Source organism: Erysipelothrix aquatica (genome assembly GCF_009828825.1).
Taxonomy (GTDB): domain Bacteria; phylum Bacillota_I; class Bacilli_A; order Erysipelotrichales; family Erysipelotrichaceae; genus Erysipelothrix; species Erysipelothrix aquatica_A.
The window spans coordinates 307,406-323,503 of the sequence record NZ_WTTA01000001.1 but is presented as its reverse complement, the minus strand read 5'-3'; the positions used below and the strand labels follow the sequence as shown (position 1 = coordinate 323,503).

The following is a 16,098-nucleotide window of genomic DNA, read 5'->3' as shown; positions in this document are numbered from 1 at the left end:
TATGCTCCAACATCTTGCTATTAAAAACTATATCCTCATTCAAGATATCTCAGTAGACTTATCTGATAATTTCAACGTGTTTACGGGTGAAACTGGATCAGGAAAATCCATGCTTGTCGATGCTTTAAATTTTGCATTTGGGCAGCGAAGCAGTGCAAGTATTGTTGGAAAGTATGATGATGTTTCTCGTGTAGAAGTGATTTTTACGGTCGCTGATAATCATCCAGTAGTTCCTTATCTTGAGGAAATAGGGTTTGATGTTGATCCTGGTGATCCAATAATCATTTCCCGTGATATGAATCGTGACGGGAAGAGCAACGCTCGTATCAATCATCGAATTGTGACTGCTTCACTATTACGTGAATTAGCAGGATATCTCATTGATATTCACTCTCAACATGAAACTCAAAGTTTGCTTAACAGTAAACAACACTTAAACCTACTTGATCGGTTCGCATCGATACAAGAATCTCTTGAAACATATACTCAGCTTTATCAAACGTATAAAGAAGCACAACGAGATTTAGAAACGTTTGAATCCAGTGATATTTCGCCGGACGAGATTGAACGTGCTGAAGCAATGTTACGTGAACTGGAGAAATTCAAACCAAGTGTCGACGACTATACAAGTTTGACTGAGAACCTTGAAACGATGTCAAATTTCGAGCAATACCAAACTATTTATAGTGATATGCTTGAGATATTCAAACAAGATGATGCACTTGCGCGTCTTTATGATGGGCTATCGTTATATGAAAAGCTAAATAACGAGCCGCTAGGTGAAAAATATCGCGAAGCATATTTTTTACTCGAAGATGTCCGAGATACCGTACAGGCGCTTAGTCATGAACTGCAATTCGATGCATATGAATTTGATGCATATCAATCACGCATGTACCAGTATCAACAATACTTTCGTAAATTTGGCGATGTTGAGGGTATTTTAGCAGTCATGGAAACCTATGACGCATTGATTCATCGCGCAAAACACTTTGATGAAATCCGTGAAGACTTTCAGAACATTCGTGATGTTGCACTCGATGCAGCGACAGCAGCAGCCAAGTCATTAAGTGTAAAACGTCGCGATGCTGCAGTTGAGTTGGAGAAGGCTGTGGAAGTTCAATTGCATGATCTGATGCTCGAACATGCGCGTTTTGAAGTCAAATTTTCAAGTGTAAACTTAAATCAAAGTGGCCATGATAGTGTACACTTCTATGTTAGCATGAATAAAGGTGAGGATTTAGCCCCACTCGACAAAGTCGCGAGTGGCGGTGAGTTATCACGCCTGATGCTCGGTCTTAAAGTCATTTTCAGTCGTGTTCAACATATTGATACAATCGTTTTTGATGAAATCGATACTGGAGTTTCCGGACGTGTTGGAATGCGAATCGGACAAAAAATGAAAGATCTTTCAAAAGACGCACAAGTTCTGACAATTACACACTTGAGCTCAGTAGCTGCGCATGCTCATCAACATTACAAAATATCCAAATCTCAAGAAGATGAAGCTACTATGACATCCATTGATCAGCTAACGCCGGAAGAGCAAGTGGAACAGCTTGCGTTAATCATGAGTGGATCCGTATCCAGCGCTTCACTGCTTGCGGCACAAGAATTATTAAAAGAAGGGCAATCGTTTTAATGGCTAATGTAATTTTTCATATTGATATCAATGCATTTTTTGCAAGTGCACATGTTATTACCGATCCATCCTTGATTGGAAAGCCTGTGGTGGTTTGTTCAAACCACCGTGGATCCGTAATTACAACTGCTTCCTATGAAGCACGACAATTCGGAATTCAATCTGCAATGCCATTAAGTCACGCAAAGCGTTTATGCCAAAACTTAGTTGTCGTGGAAATTGATTTCGACTTGTATAATGACCTGTCACGACGTTTTATGGATATAATCCGGAGTTACTCTACAAAATTACAACAAGCAAGTATTGATGAGTGTTATGTTGATGTTACGGATGTCATTAGGAATTATCCCAAACCACTGGACCTTGCGGTTGAAATTCAACAACGTGTTTTGAAAGAACTCAAACTACCGATTTCTATCGGGGTTGCTCCAAATAAATTTCTAGCAAAAATGGCTAGCGATATGCAGAAACCCAACGGTATTACGGTGCTGCGAATTCGTGAAATTGATAAGTTCTTGTGGCCGTTGCCAATCAACGAAATGCATGGAATAGGTAAGAAAACGGTACCGAAGTTAATTGCTTATGGAATTCATACCATCAAGGATTTGGCGCTAACAGATCCAAATTCGATTCGCCACATTCTCGGTAATAATGCTCAAAACTTTGTGGAAAAGGCAAATGGTCGCGATAATTCAAATATCGAAACCGATACCTCAGCAAAGTCAGTCGGACAATCAAAAACGTTCACAACACCAATGGTCGACTTGGATGAAATTCAACATGCGATTCGTCATGAAATTGAACAAATGACACTTCGCATGAAAAGCTATGATTTAGTAGGGAAAACACTAACGTTTGCAATTCGGATGGCTGATTACAAAACTGCTGCAAGATCCTTAACCCTTGAGAACTATACAGATGACAGGCATTTAATTTATGAACGTGTGATGGACCTGTATGAAGAGTTCGATAGCATGGATGGTGTTACTTTCATATCCGTATCGATGTCAAACCTTGTAACGCTTGAAGACAAAATAGAACAACTAAATCTCTTTGATGATTTGAAAGAACCAACGATTAATGATATTATTTCCCGCTTGAACAAAGAACTAAACATTGATGCATTTAAACGAACCAGCACGCTTATAAAAAAATAAAGGAGGTGGGATGAAATGAAAAAATATCTCAATGACTTCAATCATTTCATTCAATTTATTGATCCCAAATCCGAATTAACCGTTAAATCGTATCTCACTGACGTACGTGATTATATAGAATTTCTTGAGACCCAAGACATTCAAACACCAGAAATGATTGAATATAGACATATAACTTCCTATATGACATCCATTCAGTCTCGTTATGCACCATCAACGCTTCAGCACAAAGTAGTAAGCATACGACAATTTCATCAGTACCTTGTTAAAACGAATGTAACACAACATGACCCCACACAATATATGACCCTAAAAAACCAGGGTCAAAGGCTACCATACATAGCCGAAAATGAGGCAATTGTGACGTTATTATCCTTTGCTCGAAAGACGCCTAAAGATACATTTGATTATGCATTACTTATAGTCATGTATCGCTGCGGTCTTCGAGTCAGTGAATGTACCAATTTAACCTTTAGCAATTACTATCCACAAGAAAAACTTTTAAGAATCGTGGGCAAGGGGAACAAGCAACGCGTTATTCCGATAACAGGTGATGTGCAAGAAGCATTGGATACCTATATTCAATTAGTTAGGCCTGTGTGGCTTGTAAGCTCTAGTGAATATATATTTGTTGGTTCAAAAGGTGACCAAGTTACACGACAATACATTCACAATATGATAAAATTAAGAAGTAAGGAAATGAATTTAAGTACTGCTATTTCCGCCCATACTTTAAGGCATGCATTTGCTACAAGCATTCTTGATGTTGGTGTAGATTTACGTGTGATACAAGAGCTTTTGGGACACCAGGATATCCGCACAACCCAAATTTATACGCACGTATCAAAAGATGCACTCAAGAAAGAGTATGATCAGTTTTTGGTAGGTACATTTGCTAATAAAGGAGGCAATACAGATGAAGAAATATAATCGTATAATTACCATAGTTATGGATTCAGTCGGAGCAGGTGCTGCTCATGATGCTGAAAAATTCGGTGACTTAGGTTCCGATACACTTGGTCATATCGCTGAGCGTATGAATGGACTTAACATGCCGAATATGGAAAAACTGGGTCTTGGAAATCTACATAAAATTCAAGGTGTAAACCCTGTTGATCGTCCGGCAGCTTACTATACAAAGATGATTGAAGCTTCAAACGGAAAAGATACAATGACTGGTCACTGGGAAATGATGGGACTCAATATTCAAAATCCATTCATTACGTTTACCGAAACTGGTTTTCCTAAAGAACTATTAGATGAACTTGAAGCACGTACTGGTTATGGAATCATTGGTAATAAGTCAGCAAGTGGAACAGAGATTCTCGATGAACTCGGTGAAGAACACATGGCTACAAAGAAAATGATTGTTTATACATCAGCAGATTCCGTACTCCAAATTGCTGCTCACGAAGAAATTTTTGGACTGGACGAGTTGTATCGTGTATGCGAGATTGCTCGTGAATTAACCATGAAAGACGAATGGAAAGTAGGGCGTGTCATCGCAAGACCATTTGTTGGACCTCGTAAAGGTGAATTTTCACGTACATCCAACCGCCATGATTATGCACTAAAACCATTTGGCAAGACAGCACTGGATTCCTTGAAAGCAATTGGAAAAGATGTAATCAGTGTTGGAAAAATTGTGGATATTTTCGATAATGAAGGTATTACAGAGTCATTCCGTACTAAGAGCAATTCTCACGGAATGGAAGAAACAATTCGTATCGTTAAAGATGTTGATTTTAATGGATTCTTATTTGTTAACTTAGTTGATTTTGATGCATTGTACGGACACCGACGTAATCCAATTGGATACGGTGAAGCACTTGAAACGTTCGATAAAGAACTCGGTCAATTGTTACCATTGATTAAAGAAGATGATTTACTGATCATCACTGCTGACCATGGTAACGATCCAATTCATCATGGAACCGACCATACCCGTGAAGAAGTTCCAGTACTTTATTACTCACCATCATTTGAGGGTAGTGGAATGCTTCCAAAAAATGAAACATTTGCGGACCTTGGTGCAACAGTAGCCGATAACTTCGGTGCAGAACCAACTGCAAATGGCCACTCTGTACTTTCATTACTCAAATAGTTAAAAACCGCAAAAGCGGTTTTTTTATTATTCATATTAATAATTAATCATATTGCTTCATAGTGCTTCAACTTTGGTGATATGAAAGATACATAATATACATTATGCGAAGTAGCGAATAAAAGAAAAGACAGTCTGAATTAACCGACTGTTTAAGGTTTAATATATGCAAAACCTGTAAGTTGCAATTGAGTTAAAGAATAAACACCCGCTGGTACAACTTTTACGCCCTCAAGGACATAATCAATATCATGTGCCTTCATTGCATTGTTACATGCATACACAGTAACTTTTTCCATTGCAACCAATTTAACAATCTGTGGACTGTCTTTAACTACTTTAATAGCTGGACCATTGATTACGAGAATAATTTGTTCAATGGGTTCAAATACAAGTAAGTTTTCGATATTAGCCACTGCAGCATCTAAATTCCGTGCATCATTTACGTGAAATACTGTTTTCATATGATAAACCTCCTATATTCATTATATCAATATCAAGATTTTAATCACGAAGATATTGAAGATATTATTGAACCCGATACATCGTATATGTCCCGGAATTAACCAAACGGTCGTGATCGTCAAAAATATTTACTTCCACAAGACATATTTTCGATGTTCTCGAAATGACTCGCGCTTTTGCGTAAATATGACCTGATTTAACAGCAACCATAAAGTTAATGTTTGCATTAAGCGTCACATAATTCGATCCATTGCTACGAGCTGCAATTCCTGCAGCTGAATCTGCCATCGAAAAGTATAAGCCTCCATGAAAATAACCATAATAGTTTGTTAATTTTTCACTAAATTCGACTCGGGTTGTTGCGAAATCAATACCTGAATCGACTACTTCAATATCATTGTTTGTCATGTAATTATTAATATGCATTTTGTAACCTCACTGTGATAATTCTATCATAAAAAAGACACCGAAGTGTCTTTTTAACTGTTTTCTTGTGCTTCGGCTTGTGAAGTTTTTAGAAATGGAATAAGTTCAGTCGGATCATCCATGCTCATGATGGCACCAATAAAGATTATGATTACAAATATAAGCGTTTTTAAGTCGAAATCTCCCATAAATATATAGCTAAACAAGAATGCCCAAGCCGGATATGTGATATTTAAACCCATGGCTTTTCCAGGTCCAATTAGCGCAATTGCCTTGTAGTAGAACAAGTATGAAATGGATCCAATAACACCTGTAAAAAGAATCAACCACAGGCTTGGATTTGTGAGTCCGATTAATGATATTTTATCGTAACCAATTATTGGAATGATGATCAAGCCGTATGTTAAAAAGCTTACCATTTGTCGAATTGCTAGAGCAATTTCTGCTGGTACGTCATCTTTTAATGCGGCGCCAATGATGACTGCTTCACTACCCCACCCTATGACACACATTAGGGCAAAGAATAATCCCGCCATCATATCTGGAATATCTCCAATTGTACTCAAACCCATAAAAACGATTGCTGCGATGGAAAGTATTATCCCTGCAATGGCTCTGAGTTTCAATTTTTCTTTTAGAATGATGTATCCTAAAATAAGACCAAAGGCCGGATAAACCGCTGAAATACTTGCAGATATCGAAGGTCCTAAATTTCTAATTGATAAAATATAACCTGTCATTCCTATTGGTCCACCAAGAAGTGCAGCCCCAATGATTACGAGCCCTGCTTTAGAACGTAGAGTTGATAGGAATTGTTTATGTTTCCCAAGAAGTAGAATAATGACCATCAAAAAGGCAAACGATGCGCCATCATGGAGAAACGTTGTAATTAAAGGTGACGTTTCTGCAAGTGTTGTAAGAAATAATGCGGAAGATGTCGCAATTCCAAGTAAAACTGTATCAAGTCCCCAAAAGAGACCTGATCCAAGACCAATTAAAGTTCCATTACGCTTCATGTTCACTCCTATAAAATTCTAAGAATTTTCTACCATAAGTTCGTGCATACTGATATTGTTCAAGGCCGTATGTTCCAAAGTTCTCTCCTTTTGCTTCCTTGAATAAAGTCCAGAGCGCCCACAGGAATCCACCGAGTGCGACATAACCATAAACGAGATGTTGTTGGACGTCAGTAGGTTGTTCCTCTAAATATATCGCAGTTATATCATCAATTTGATTTTGATTGAATCCACTATAAATTGCATGCATTGCAAGATCAAGATATGGATCCGCCATTGCTGCATATTCCCAGTCTATTAGTTTAATCGTTCCATCTTGGATTTTAATAAAGTTATCGATAACTGGATCGATATGTGCAAGAACTTTAGGGCGATTCATGGCTTCAATAATTGTAACGACTTCTTCAACAATACTAGATACTTCATCAAAATCTTCAAAGTATGTAGCATCAGCATCATCGCAAAGCGACTTATAGAATTTAATACGCTCACTTAGTATAAATTCGTGATCAACATGAAGATTACTTGTATGTAAGTTGCGTAAAATTGCGAATGCTGTTGGGTAATCATCATATGTTATTGGTTTTGCACCATCATAGAAGCGCGAAATTTTATACCCAGTATCTGGATTAAAGTAATACAGGCTATCTGCGATGCGAAGTGGATCAATTTGAGTATAGACATCCCCCTCTTCCTTACGGTTAATGAGGGCGTCTGTACCACGTCCAGGCATTCTAAATACAAAGCGTTTGTTTCGAACGGTAAAAAGGAAAGAGTCGTTTGTCATTCCTTTTTTTAGTGTTTGAATATCGCTTATTTCAAGTGGCGTAATATTATAGACATCACAAATAATACTAATGATTCGGCTTTGAGAATCATCCTGGTACGCTGCATCGAATTCCCGAAGTTGTTCAAAAGTGTCAAATTCATAAATGATTGAATTTTCAAAGATATTCGCATAGATTGGAAAGTCTTTTAAATGATCCGCAATCGAATTTTCCCAGAAGAAACCTGATTTAAAACTCAACCGACTATCATTTTGCACATAATGGGATAATGCACGAGCTTCTTCTTTGGCAATATAGGATGGTCCATAAATTGTATTAACAGTTGTTGCCTCGGAATCACCCATAATTGCTGTAACACGTTTGTTTGTTCCAGTTTCAATCGACCAATACGTTGGTTTGTTGGGATCATTAACTGCACCAATCCATGATTGAAATTCATATTTATTAAAAATGTTCTCTGTAAAATATACATCTGATGGGATGATATAAGTATTTCTTATTTGGCTTGAAGCTAACGAAAGCGAAGTGACACTATTCGTTGCATCAAATTGGGGGTTGTAGATAAGTTTTACGCCATACTTATCACTCAAGTACTCCATTTTTTCTTTCATGTACCCAATAACAACTGTGACATCGTAAATTTCACGTTCATGCAATTGCTCGATGAGACGTTCAATAAGACGTTCTCCTTTAACGCGAAGTAACGCTTTTGGTTTATCAAATGATAAAGGAACAATACGTTCGCCAATCCCAGCAGCTAAAATAATCGCGCTATCGACACGATATTCTTTAAGTAAATCAATACCTTGGGCAGTAATGTGATATGGAACTACGTGTGCTTCAATTAATTTTTGCTCTTGTAGTTCCGTTACAATACGATTTATTTTCCCCAGTGAGATATTCAACTGCATACTTAATTGACGTTGATTCGTCAAAGAAGTTTCGCTGATGAGCCTCAATGTTCTTAATAAGTCTATATTCATTCGTTAAAACTCCATTCGTTCATTTTCTTATATTTTACACACTTTTTTGAACAAAAGCCATCTCTGAGCTCAATTTCGATTAATAAAATGATAATGTTAGCTTTATAAACAAATAAAAAGCACTGATTGGTGTTTCAATCAGTGCTTAGGTTGGATTCTAATTATTAACGTTGTTTGAATGATATTACTAAATCATTAATGACGTCAACTTTAAGAATTAATAGAGTTATGAGATAGGATACTCCTGCGACCGCAATTGTTACAATTAGAGCAATTTTATCGGACATCATACCCACAAACATGTTATGACCAAATTTGACAATAACTCCCATTATGATAGCTGCGACAACAATTTTACCTAACTCTTTAAAGAATGAACGATAATTGAAATTATCAAACAATCGCATAGCTAGCGATAAAAGTGTGATCATTCCGATAGTTGATGCAATAGCCATTGCTAAAGTGATTCCGTGTAAGCCAATCATATTTGCTAATAAGAGGCCTAGTCCAATTTGGATTGAAATATTCATAATAGAAACAAGCATCGGTGTTCGTGTGTTTTGGAATGAATAAAATACACGAGCAAGTAAGCCATAAACTGAATAACTAACGAGTCCTAAGCTGTACATTTTAAATACAGGAGCAAGAACGAGTACTTCATCCATACTGAATTCACCACGCATATATACAAATTCAACGATTGGTTGTGCCAATAATACCATTCCTAATGCACATGGAATGATGAAAATGAGTAATGAGTTTAGCGAATGTTGAAATTCGTGCTCAGCTTTATCCATTTCTCGGTTGGCTACAGCTGCGGATAGCGTTGGATACATGACTGACACAATTGCCATACCGAAGATTCCCTCAACCATACCTCCAATTTTTGTTGCATAGTTGACATGTGAGATACCACCATTAATCCCCGATGCGAGCCCTTGGTTAACCAATCCTCCGATTGTTGAGGTTGCTGAACCGATAATGAGTGGAATCGCAAGGATAAGCATAGTATGTAAGTGCTTGTCGTGTAGATCGAGGTGAAACTTAAACTTGAATCCTTTTCTTCGAGCATAGAGCATAATGAGAAGCGCTTGTGTTCCGTATGCGAATAAAATTCCATACGGAAGAATATTAACCGATGTAGATTTAGATAAAATGATTGTTCCAATTAGGATGATATTCATTGGGAAAGCAAGTGCTACTGGGAATAAGAAACTTTTACGGATTTGTAAAAAACCTGTTAGTATTTGAATAACACAAGTAAACATAACCGTAAAGATGGCTACTTTCGTAAATGGAATCATATAAGAAAGTGCTTCTGGAGTGGCTAGTGGTACAAGAATTGATATGAATTGCTCTGTAAAAATGAATACCAGAGCACTTACGATAATAGCAATGACGAGCATGACATTTTGTACATTATTCGTAAATTCAATCGCCCGTTCTTCTCCATCTTCACGTTCAATTCGTGTAAACATGGGAATAAATCCTGTTACGAAAGCCGCAACGAAGACTGAAAACAATGTCGATTGAAGGTTGTAAGCAAATATAAATGAATCTGATATGGCACCTGCGCCATAGGTTGTTGATAATGTTATTTCTCGAGCGAAACCAAACAGTTTCGATAGGATGGATAATAACATCATTAAAATGGTAATACGTTTCATCTTAACTCCTTTTTGACTGAATGGTTTTCGATAAGATCCAACCAGCTATTTTGTATATATTCCTTAGTGTATTTTTGTGACGTTTTCTGAGCATTGTGAGACATTGTGTCGCGCAACCTGTCATCTGTTGCAAGTAATGCCAATTTATCTGCAAAATTTTGAGCATCATTTTCTTTGATCAAATACCCGTCAACACCATCAGTAATGATTGCTGAGGGTGATGCACGAACATCATATGCAATAACTGGAGTATATTGACTCATGGCTTCAATAAGCACTAAACCAAAACCTTCTGAAATGGATGTTAGAGCATAAGCCACTGATGATCCCATTTCTGTAATTAAATCGGCATTGTCTATGTTTCCTGGAAACGATACAGTCGATGTAATTTGAAGTTTCGATGCTTTATCGGTTAGGTCATTACGTAGTGGACCATCCCCATATATTTTTAATTGATAATCTGGGTGTTTTTTTACAAAAATTGCCCAAATATCAAGGAGACGATCAAAACCTTTATCAGTATGCAAACGACCGGCAGCTATAACTTGTTTTTGTTTTATTGCCATTTGATCTGGTGATGCTACATCAATAAAGTTGGGCATCGTTAAACAATGTGTATGTTGGTTTGTGGACATCATTATTTCTTGCACCTCTTCAGTTAGTCCAGGTGTCAGAAGTAAGAAATCGTCGATATTTTGGTAATTATATCTAAAGTCTTTAATTAGTGCTTCATCAAAGTTATGATCGTGGTGAAGTTGTGCAATTTTATGGACATTTTTATGACCATATTTTGATAGTAAAACAGAATGTTCGTTGCGTGTCGAAATTATCGTTCCAGATTCAATGTTTTTAATCGCATGAATCATCGATTGTTTTTTGAGGCGCAAGGTATTAAATGCTTTGTATCCCTCACTTAAAATTTTGAATGGATTTTTTGATTTGAGAGCAGCTTTGAAGGCATCACGATTTGGCGCGTTTTCTGTCAGATAAGTGATTTTAACTGCACTATCCAATGGATATGCCATAGGACCTAAATTATAAGTACATAAAATTTCGACATTGTAATCAAATTCTGCAAACATATTTGCTAGAGACGCAATAACTTTTTCAACGCCTCCATGCTGCATATGAAGACTTGTAATATAGATATTTCGCGAGCTATTCATTAGAATGTGACCTTCTGATTTGCTTCGCGTTCATATGGAAAATCAAACAAATAATCGCTTAATTCGTGTTCAATGACCTTTACTTCAGCTTCATATTCCACTCGATTAGTAAAGACTTGGGTATTGTTGATTGAAATATCCGGATTGAAGCTTTCATATTTACGAACATGAGCAGACTCATCCAATTCAAGTAAGTTCATAATTTTTTGTAGAGATGCATCATAGTCATAAATTAATGATTCAAAGTTAAGGCGTAGGATATTAGGGTTATCGAAAACTTTTTCACTCTCACGCATCCGTTTGTAGTACTTGCAGAAGTGAACGACATCAGTTGGATATGGAACAGATTCTCCGGATGCAATATGAACGTATTTGTTTAATAAGAAGACATCACGCGGATCTCGTTCGACTACCACGACTTTAATATGATCGTTAAAATAGTTTTCATATCTGTGTAGGTTAAATGGTAATAAAAATTGGTCTAAAATGAGTGCCCTCTTGTCATTACCAATCATATGGAATAGTTTATCCAAGTAGACTTTAGAAGCATCATAAAATTCTTCTGCAGTTGGTATTGCCAACCACATTTCAGGATAAAGAAGTGGCTTCTTCCCTTTTACTTTATTCATTGTAACGAGTTTTAGAATACGGTTCCACGTTAAACGAATTGCCATTCTAAAGTTCGTATTCTCTTGATAGTACCAATACTGTGTTGTTTTAAGCGTTGTTATAGACTCCATAAACTCTTCAGTATATTTCAAAAAGTCTTTGCCAAATGTTTCATTGTAATGGCCAACCCACCAATACTTTTTGTTATAGAGCATTTTCATCGTATTGTGAAATGAATGCATTGCTTCATCACTACGAATTGCGTTATTACCTACAAGCAATTTATCTTCTAAGTCAAACAACCCGTTAGGACAGTGTAAGAATACGTACTCATGAGTACCATAGTCAGCAAAATAGCCGTCAAACTCAGAAACTATGTTTGTTACAGCGGATGATCCCGAACTCATGTAACCGGTTGGTATTAGTATATTTTTCATATTTATCCTCGCTTAATTTTTGCAGTCATGTTTAATATTGTCCTAGAAACAGCGTGCATTCCCTTTAGATTTAATTTCGCAATCAGCGCGCGTTTGTTGGGTATATTGAAATTATTTTGAGCTTCTGCAATGGATACGTCGTTGCTGGTTGCATACCGGCGAAGCTCTTTAATGACGCTATTTTTAGCCTCGTTTTTTTGTGTCGAGACACGGTTGATCGTCGTAATAAGCACGTGGTCAACAATCAAATAATTGAATACGTATTTATTGCTATCCCATAAATTTTGTTTGTGTAGATAGTCTTTTAATTCATCCAAAATTACAATCATATCTAGATTTTTCTCGGAGTTATTATTGAACATCGTTGAAACTTCACGAGCATGACAATGATAAAGTCCTTCATGAATCGTTGCAATTGCATCTGTTTTGAAGAGTAGTTTTGTTGTGAAACAAAAATCTTCATACCATAACCCTTTTGGGAAACGGACATCCCCTACAAAATCTCGTTTAAATAATTTGTTGCACGCAGATGGTGTAACTTTAAATTTATTATCAAATACGGATGCATGATGGTAGATTGTTCGATTTGGAAAATGATCTACCATATCTACAATGACAATATCTGCCGATGTAGTAGTTGCTTGATTCATCATTTTTTCATACATATCTTTATCAACCCAATCATCGCTATCGACAAATCCCAGGTAATCACCAGTAGCAAACTCTAAACCATGGTTTCGCGCAACTGCTTGACCTTGATTTGCTTGTGTTAATACTTTTAATTTATCTGGATACTGCATCTCATATGATTTCATAATGTCTAATGTTCCATCTGTTGATCCATCATCAACGGCAATTATTTCCATATTGGGATATGTTTGGTTAATTAATGAATCCAAGCATTCTCCAATATATTCTTCAGTATTATATACTGGTATGATGACACTTATTTTTATCATAGAATCCCTCTTAATTTCATAGTCTTATTTTACCATTTAGTCTGAACCGCTTCAATATCATGGGGTCAATGGAAAAACCACTGACCCCTCGAAGCATCTATTTTTTTATTCTAAACCGTTTTAGGATTGTTTCCGAATTAATGGTTACAAGTGCCATTACAAGCGAAATGTAGAAGACAACATTCGGTCTTTTAAGTACATGCCCAGAGAACTGCGAAGCACCCATGATTAATCCTAATGCGACAAGATAAATTGCTAAATTTTGGTTGAATCGGAATTCCTTGCTAAAGAAGTAACTATAAATACCACGTAGTAGCACATAAAGAATGAATCCAAGGTACATTGCAAAGCCGACATAACCATATGAATAGAATATACCATGAAGGTCATTTTCTAAATCAAAATTCTCGCCGCCAACATAGTAACGTTGTTGTTCGAATCCAAATACATGTTGTAAAGTTGACGCATCATCATAGACTAAGGATGCAGCAACGAGCTTAATATTACGATTATTGATGAGAATTGTAGCATCTAAAGTATAATCGTATTTTTCGGCAACACGATCAATTCCAAAAACATCGACTAGAGATTTAGAGTTCAAGCTATATGTTTTAATATACAGCTCACGATTTTGTTCGAAGTATGCTCTATCTGTTTTTACTGAAATTGGATTCGTTGGTTTTGTAGGATCCTCTTTCTCTATATCCTCAATTTGATGCTGCCATTCCGCAAATGATTGATCGGTGTAGTAAGTATTTACATACATTGGCGATTGTGTTCTAAATGCATTGACAGAAACAATTGCGACGATAACGAGTAAGATTTTTAACCATTGTTTTTCTTTTGAAAGAAGAATGATAACGATTAATGCTGCTGAAATTAAATACATTGCATAGAAGGATAACTTTGTTCCAAAGAAGAACAAGGAACCATAACCGATTGCAAAGAGCCCGATAGTAATGAACCAGTTTTTAGATTGAACAGCGGTCATTAAAGTAATCGAGACAACGACACACAAAATCACACTCTGTGAATTTCCGTTTAAGAACCATCCTTTGATGCCGTGTGGTCCTGCGAGACCATTGTTATAGGTGTATTCAGGCATACCGACTGCGTATGATAAGGCAATGGATGCTGTGATTGTGAGCAAAATTCCAACAACGAGTTTGTTGACATAATGATTAATTTCTTCAGTTGAGTATTCTTTTTTCATGACGTCAAAGACATCTAAGAACGCAAGAAAAAAGAGTGGCAATTGGATGACACGTGCATACATGGCAATGTCTGATCCAATTGACAAGTAACCGGCCAGATAATTGGCCATAAAGTGCAATGCAAAAAATGCGGCAAGCACTCCTGCACAAATAAAATATCGACCTTTGCGCTTAGAAATAATAAATCCAAAGAGTGTTACAAGCCCTAGCAAACCAAATCGTACAAGTGTTGATATTGACGTAATTCCAATTTGATTAGTGAAGTATGACATAATGTCAAACAAAGGCTGGATGATCATAACAACAGCAAAGGAAATCATAACTGTTCGTGTTGATATTAGCTGTGGTTTGTCTTCATAAATATTCATATACGGTTCCTTACTTAAATAATTTTGCGAGTATTCGATACATTTTCATGTTTAAAAGTTTGTACACAAGTTTTCGTTTCATAGGGAAACTTGCGATACGTGGGTTCTTTTGGTAATTTGGGAAAGATGCTTCGAAAGCATCGCGCACTTGATGTGCTAAGTCCATCGTATTGGTTCGAATTAACCGTACCATGGTTGCAATATAGAATTCATTAATTGCCATAAATTCGATAAGCTCTTTATATTGTCCATACACACGTTTTTCCTTATAGTACTTAATGAGCTCGTCAAATACTATCTTAATATCGAGGTTTTTTTCAGACGTCATTGAGGACATAATTGAACCTGGACGTTGAACATAGTAGTAGAATTGTTGGTTAATAACCATCGCTCTTTTTGCATAAATGAGGTATTGATGTCCAAAGAGAAGATCTTCGTACCAAACACCTGACATGAAATGAAGCTCGTTATCTATAATTAAATCTCGAACGTATAGTCGATTCCATACAGAATTATGAATCAAGAACAATTCATCATTGGTTCGGGGATCAAATACGACATTATGAGGAATTGTTGGTATTGAATAGGTACTAAGTTTAATGCCATCTTCGTCAACCTGTTCAAAGCCATCAATAACATAATCCAATTTATTCATTTCTGCTGTTTTATACATAATAGCTAATGTATCTGGTTTAATGTAGTCATCACTATCTAAGAAGTAGATGTATTTCCCTTTAGCTTCTTGAATTCCTCGGTTACGTGCGGCACTTTGACCTGCATTTTCCTGGTTAATAAGTATTATTCGTTGTGGGTATTGCGCTTGATACGATTCAATAATTGATTGACTGCTGTCTGTTGATCCATCGTTAACAAGTATGATTTCGAATTCTTTATGTGTTTGATTCACAAGTGAATCAAGGCACTTTGCAAGATATTTTTCGACGTTGTATACGGGTACAATTACACTGATTGTCATCTTTATATCCCTTTCTCTATTTTGGCAAAACTAGAACAATTATATCATTGATAAATTATGTGTTCAAGTTTTTGAAAATGCATAATTTCCTTTGTATATTAGTGAAATCTGCACTATCTAT

At 36.5% G+C, this 16,098-nt stretch carries 14 protein-coding genes; 4 read left to right on the top strand and 10 right to left on the bottom strand.

Annotated elements, in window-relative coordinates:
- The first annotated feature begins 1 nt into the window (after window position 1).
- The 4 genes from recN to deoB are packed head-to-tail and all read left to right on the top strand — an operon-like array spanning window position 2 to window position 4,903.
- Window positions 2–1,642: a DNA repair protein RecN gene (gene recN / locus GVV22_RS01595; RefSeq protein WP_159648459.1), complete on the top strand. Its 1,641-nt coding sequence runs from the start codon at window positions 2–4 to the stop codon at window positions 1,640–1,642.
- Window positions 1,642–2,799 carry a DNA polymerase IV gene (dinB, locus tag GVV22_RS01590; RefSeq protein WP_159648458.1) on the top strand — a complete coding sequence of 386 codons (1,158 nt, stop codon included), beginning with the start codon at window positions 1,642–1,644 and terminating at the stop codon, window positions 2,797–2,799. Before recN ends, dinB begins: the two co-directional genes overlap by 1 nt.
- Before the next feature lie 15 nt (window positions 2,800–2,814).
- Window positions 2,815–3,729 (top strand): tyrosine-type recombinase/integrase, encoded by a 915-nt coding sequence (locus GVV22_RS01585; RefSeq protein WP_159648457.1) that lies wholly within the window; start codon window positions 2,815–2,817, stop codon window positions 3,727–3,729.
- The gene (gene deoB, locus GVV22_RS01580) at window positions 3,716–4,903 is read left to right on the top strand and encodes a phosphopentomutase (protein WP_159648456.1); all 1,188 of its coding nucleotides are present in this window, start codon (window positions 3,716–3,718) and stop codon (window positions 4,901–4,903) included. Before GVV22_RS01585 ends, deoB begins: the two co-directional genes overlap by 14 nt.
- Window positions 4,904–5,055: 152 nt before the next feature.
- Here the strand turns inward: deoB and GVV22_RS01575 are convergent, their stop codons facing one another.
- From GVV22_RS01575 to GVV22_RS01530, 10 genes are all read right to left on the bottom strand, one after another.
- Window positions 5,056–5,367 (bottom strand): DsrE family protein, encoded by a 312-nt coding sequence (locus tag GVV22_RS01575; protein ID WP_159648455.1) that lies wholly within the window; start codon window positions 5,365–5,367, stop codon window positions 5,056–5,058.
- A gap of 64 nt (window positions 5,368–5,431) precedes the next feature.
- Entirely contained in the window at window positions 5,432–5,794 is a 363-nt protein-coding gene (locus tag GVV22_RS01570; protein WP_159641274.1) for a PaaI family thioesterase, read from the bottom strand.
- A gap of 53 nt (window positions 5,795–5,847) precedes the next feature.
- Entirely contained in the window at window positions 5,848–6,810 is a 963-nt protein-coding gene (locus tag GVV22_RS01565; protein WP_159648454.1) for a DMT family transporter, read from the bottom strand.
- The gene (locus tag GVV22_RS01560; RefSeq protein WP_159648453.1) at window positions 6,800–8,581 is read right to left on the bottom strand and encodes an NTP transferase domain-containing protein; all 1,782 of its coding nucleotides are present in this window, start codon (window positions 8,579–8,581) and stop codon (window positions 6,800–6,802) included. Before GVV22_RS01560 ends, GVV22_RS01565 begins: the two co-directional genes overlap by 11 nt.
- 164 nt (window positions 8,582–8,745) lie before the next feature.
- On the bottom strand, window positions 8,746–10,248 hold the full coding sequence (gene murJ / locus GVV22_RS01555; RefSeq protein WP_159648452.1) for a murein biosynthesis integral membrane protein MurJ: 1,503 nt from the start codon (window positions 10,246–10,248) through the stop codon (window positions 8,746–8,748).
- Window positions 10,245–11,414, bottom strand: coding sequence for a glycosyltransferase (locus tag GVV22_RS01550; protein WP_159648451.1), 1,170 nt, complete (start codon window positions 11,412–11,414; stop codon window positions 10,245–10,247). The genes murJ and GVV22_RS01550 overlap by 4 nt, the downstream gene beginning before the upstream one ends.
- Complete coding sequence (locus GVV22_RS01545; RefSeq protein WP_159648450.1) at window positions 11,414–12,460, bottom strand: hypothetical protein; 1,047 nt, start codon at window positions 12,458–12,460, stop codon at window positions 11,414–11,416. Before GVV22_RS01545 ends, GVV22_RS01550 begins: the two co-directional genes overlap by 1 nt.
- 2 nt (window positions 12,461–12,462) lie before the next feature.
- Complete coding sequence (locus GVV22_RS01540) at window positions 12,463–13,419, bottom strand: glycosyltransferase family 2 protein (RefSeq protein WP_159648449.1); 957 nt, start codon at window positions 13,417–13,419, stop codon at window positions 12,463–12,465.
- 97 nt (window positions 13,420–13,516) lie between these two features.
- On the bottom strand, window positions 13,517–15,001 hold the full coding sequence (locus GVV22_RS01535; protein WP_159648448.1) for an O-antigen ligase family protein: 1,485 nt from the start codon (window positions 14,999–15,001) through the stop codon (window positions 13,517–13,519).
- 10 nt (window positions 15,002–15,011) lie between these two features.
- Entirely contained in the window at window positions 15,012–15,977 is a 966-nt protein-coding gene (locus tag GVV22_RS01530) for a glycosyltransferase family 2 protein (RefSeq protein WP_159648447.1), read from the bottom strand.
- Window positions 15,978–16,098: the final 121 nt, after the last annotated feature.

Excerpts from the sequence above, each read along its gene's own strand:
- GVV22_RS01550 (WP_159648451.1), bottom strand. The coding sequence starts at position 11,414 with ATGAATAGCTCGCGAAATATCTATATTACAAGTCTTCATATGCAGCAT.
- deoB (WP_159648456.1), top strand. The coding sequence starts at position 3,716 with ATGAAGAAATATAATCGTATAATTACCATAGTTATGGATTCAGTCGGA.
- GVV22_RS01570 (WP_159641274.1), bottom strand. The coding sequence starts at position 5,794 with ATGCATATTAATAATTACATGACAAACAATGATATTGAAGTAGTCGAT.
- GVV22_RS01535 (WP_159648448.1), bottom strand. The coding sequence starts at position 15,001 with ATGAATATTTATGAAGACAAACCACAGCTAATATCAACACGAACAGTT.
- GVV22_RS01565 (WP_159648454.1), bottom strand. The coding sequence starts at position 6,810 with ATGAAGCGTAATGGAACTTTAATTGGTCTTGGATCAGGTCTCTTTTGG.
- GVV22_RS01530 (WP_159648447.1), bottom strand. The coding sequence starts at position 15,977 with ATGACAATCAGTGTAATTGTACCCGTATACAACGTCGAAAAATATCTT.
- GVV22_RS01575 (WP_159648455.1), bottom strand. The coding sequence starts at position 5,367 with ATGAAAACAGTATTTCACGTAAATGATGCACGGAATTTAGATGCTGCA.
- recN (WP_159648459.1), top strand. The coding sequence starts at position 2 with ATGCTCCAACATCTTGCTATTAAAAACTATATCCTCATTCAAGATATC.
- GVV22_RS01540 (WP_159648449.1), bottom strand. The coding sequence starts at position 13,419 with ATGATAAAAATAAGTGTCATCATACCAGTATATAATACTGAAGAATAT.
- murJ (WP_159648452.1), bottom strand. The coding sequence starts at position 10,248 with ATGAAACGTATTACCATTTTAATGATGTTATTATCCATCCTATCGAAA.
- GVV22_RS01585 (WP_159648457.1), top strand. The coding sequence starts at position 2,815 with ATGAAAAAATATCTCAATGACTTCAATCATTTCATTCAATTTATTGAT.
- GVV22_RS01545 (WP_159648450.1), bottom strand. The coding sequence starts at position 12,460 with ATGAAAAATATACTAATACCAACCGGTTACATGAGTTCGGGATCATCC.
- GVV22_RS01560 (WP_159648453.1), bottom strand. The coding sequence starts at position 8,581 with ATGAATATAGACTTATTAAGAACATTGAGGCTCATCAGCGAAACTTCT.
- dinB (WP_159648458.1), top strand. The coding sequence starts at position 1,642 with ATGGCTAATGTAATTTTTCATATTGATATCAATGCATTTTTTGCAAGT.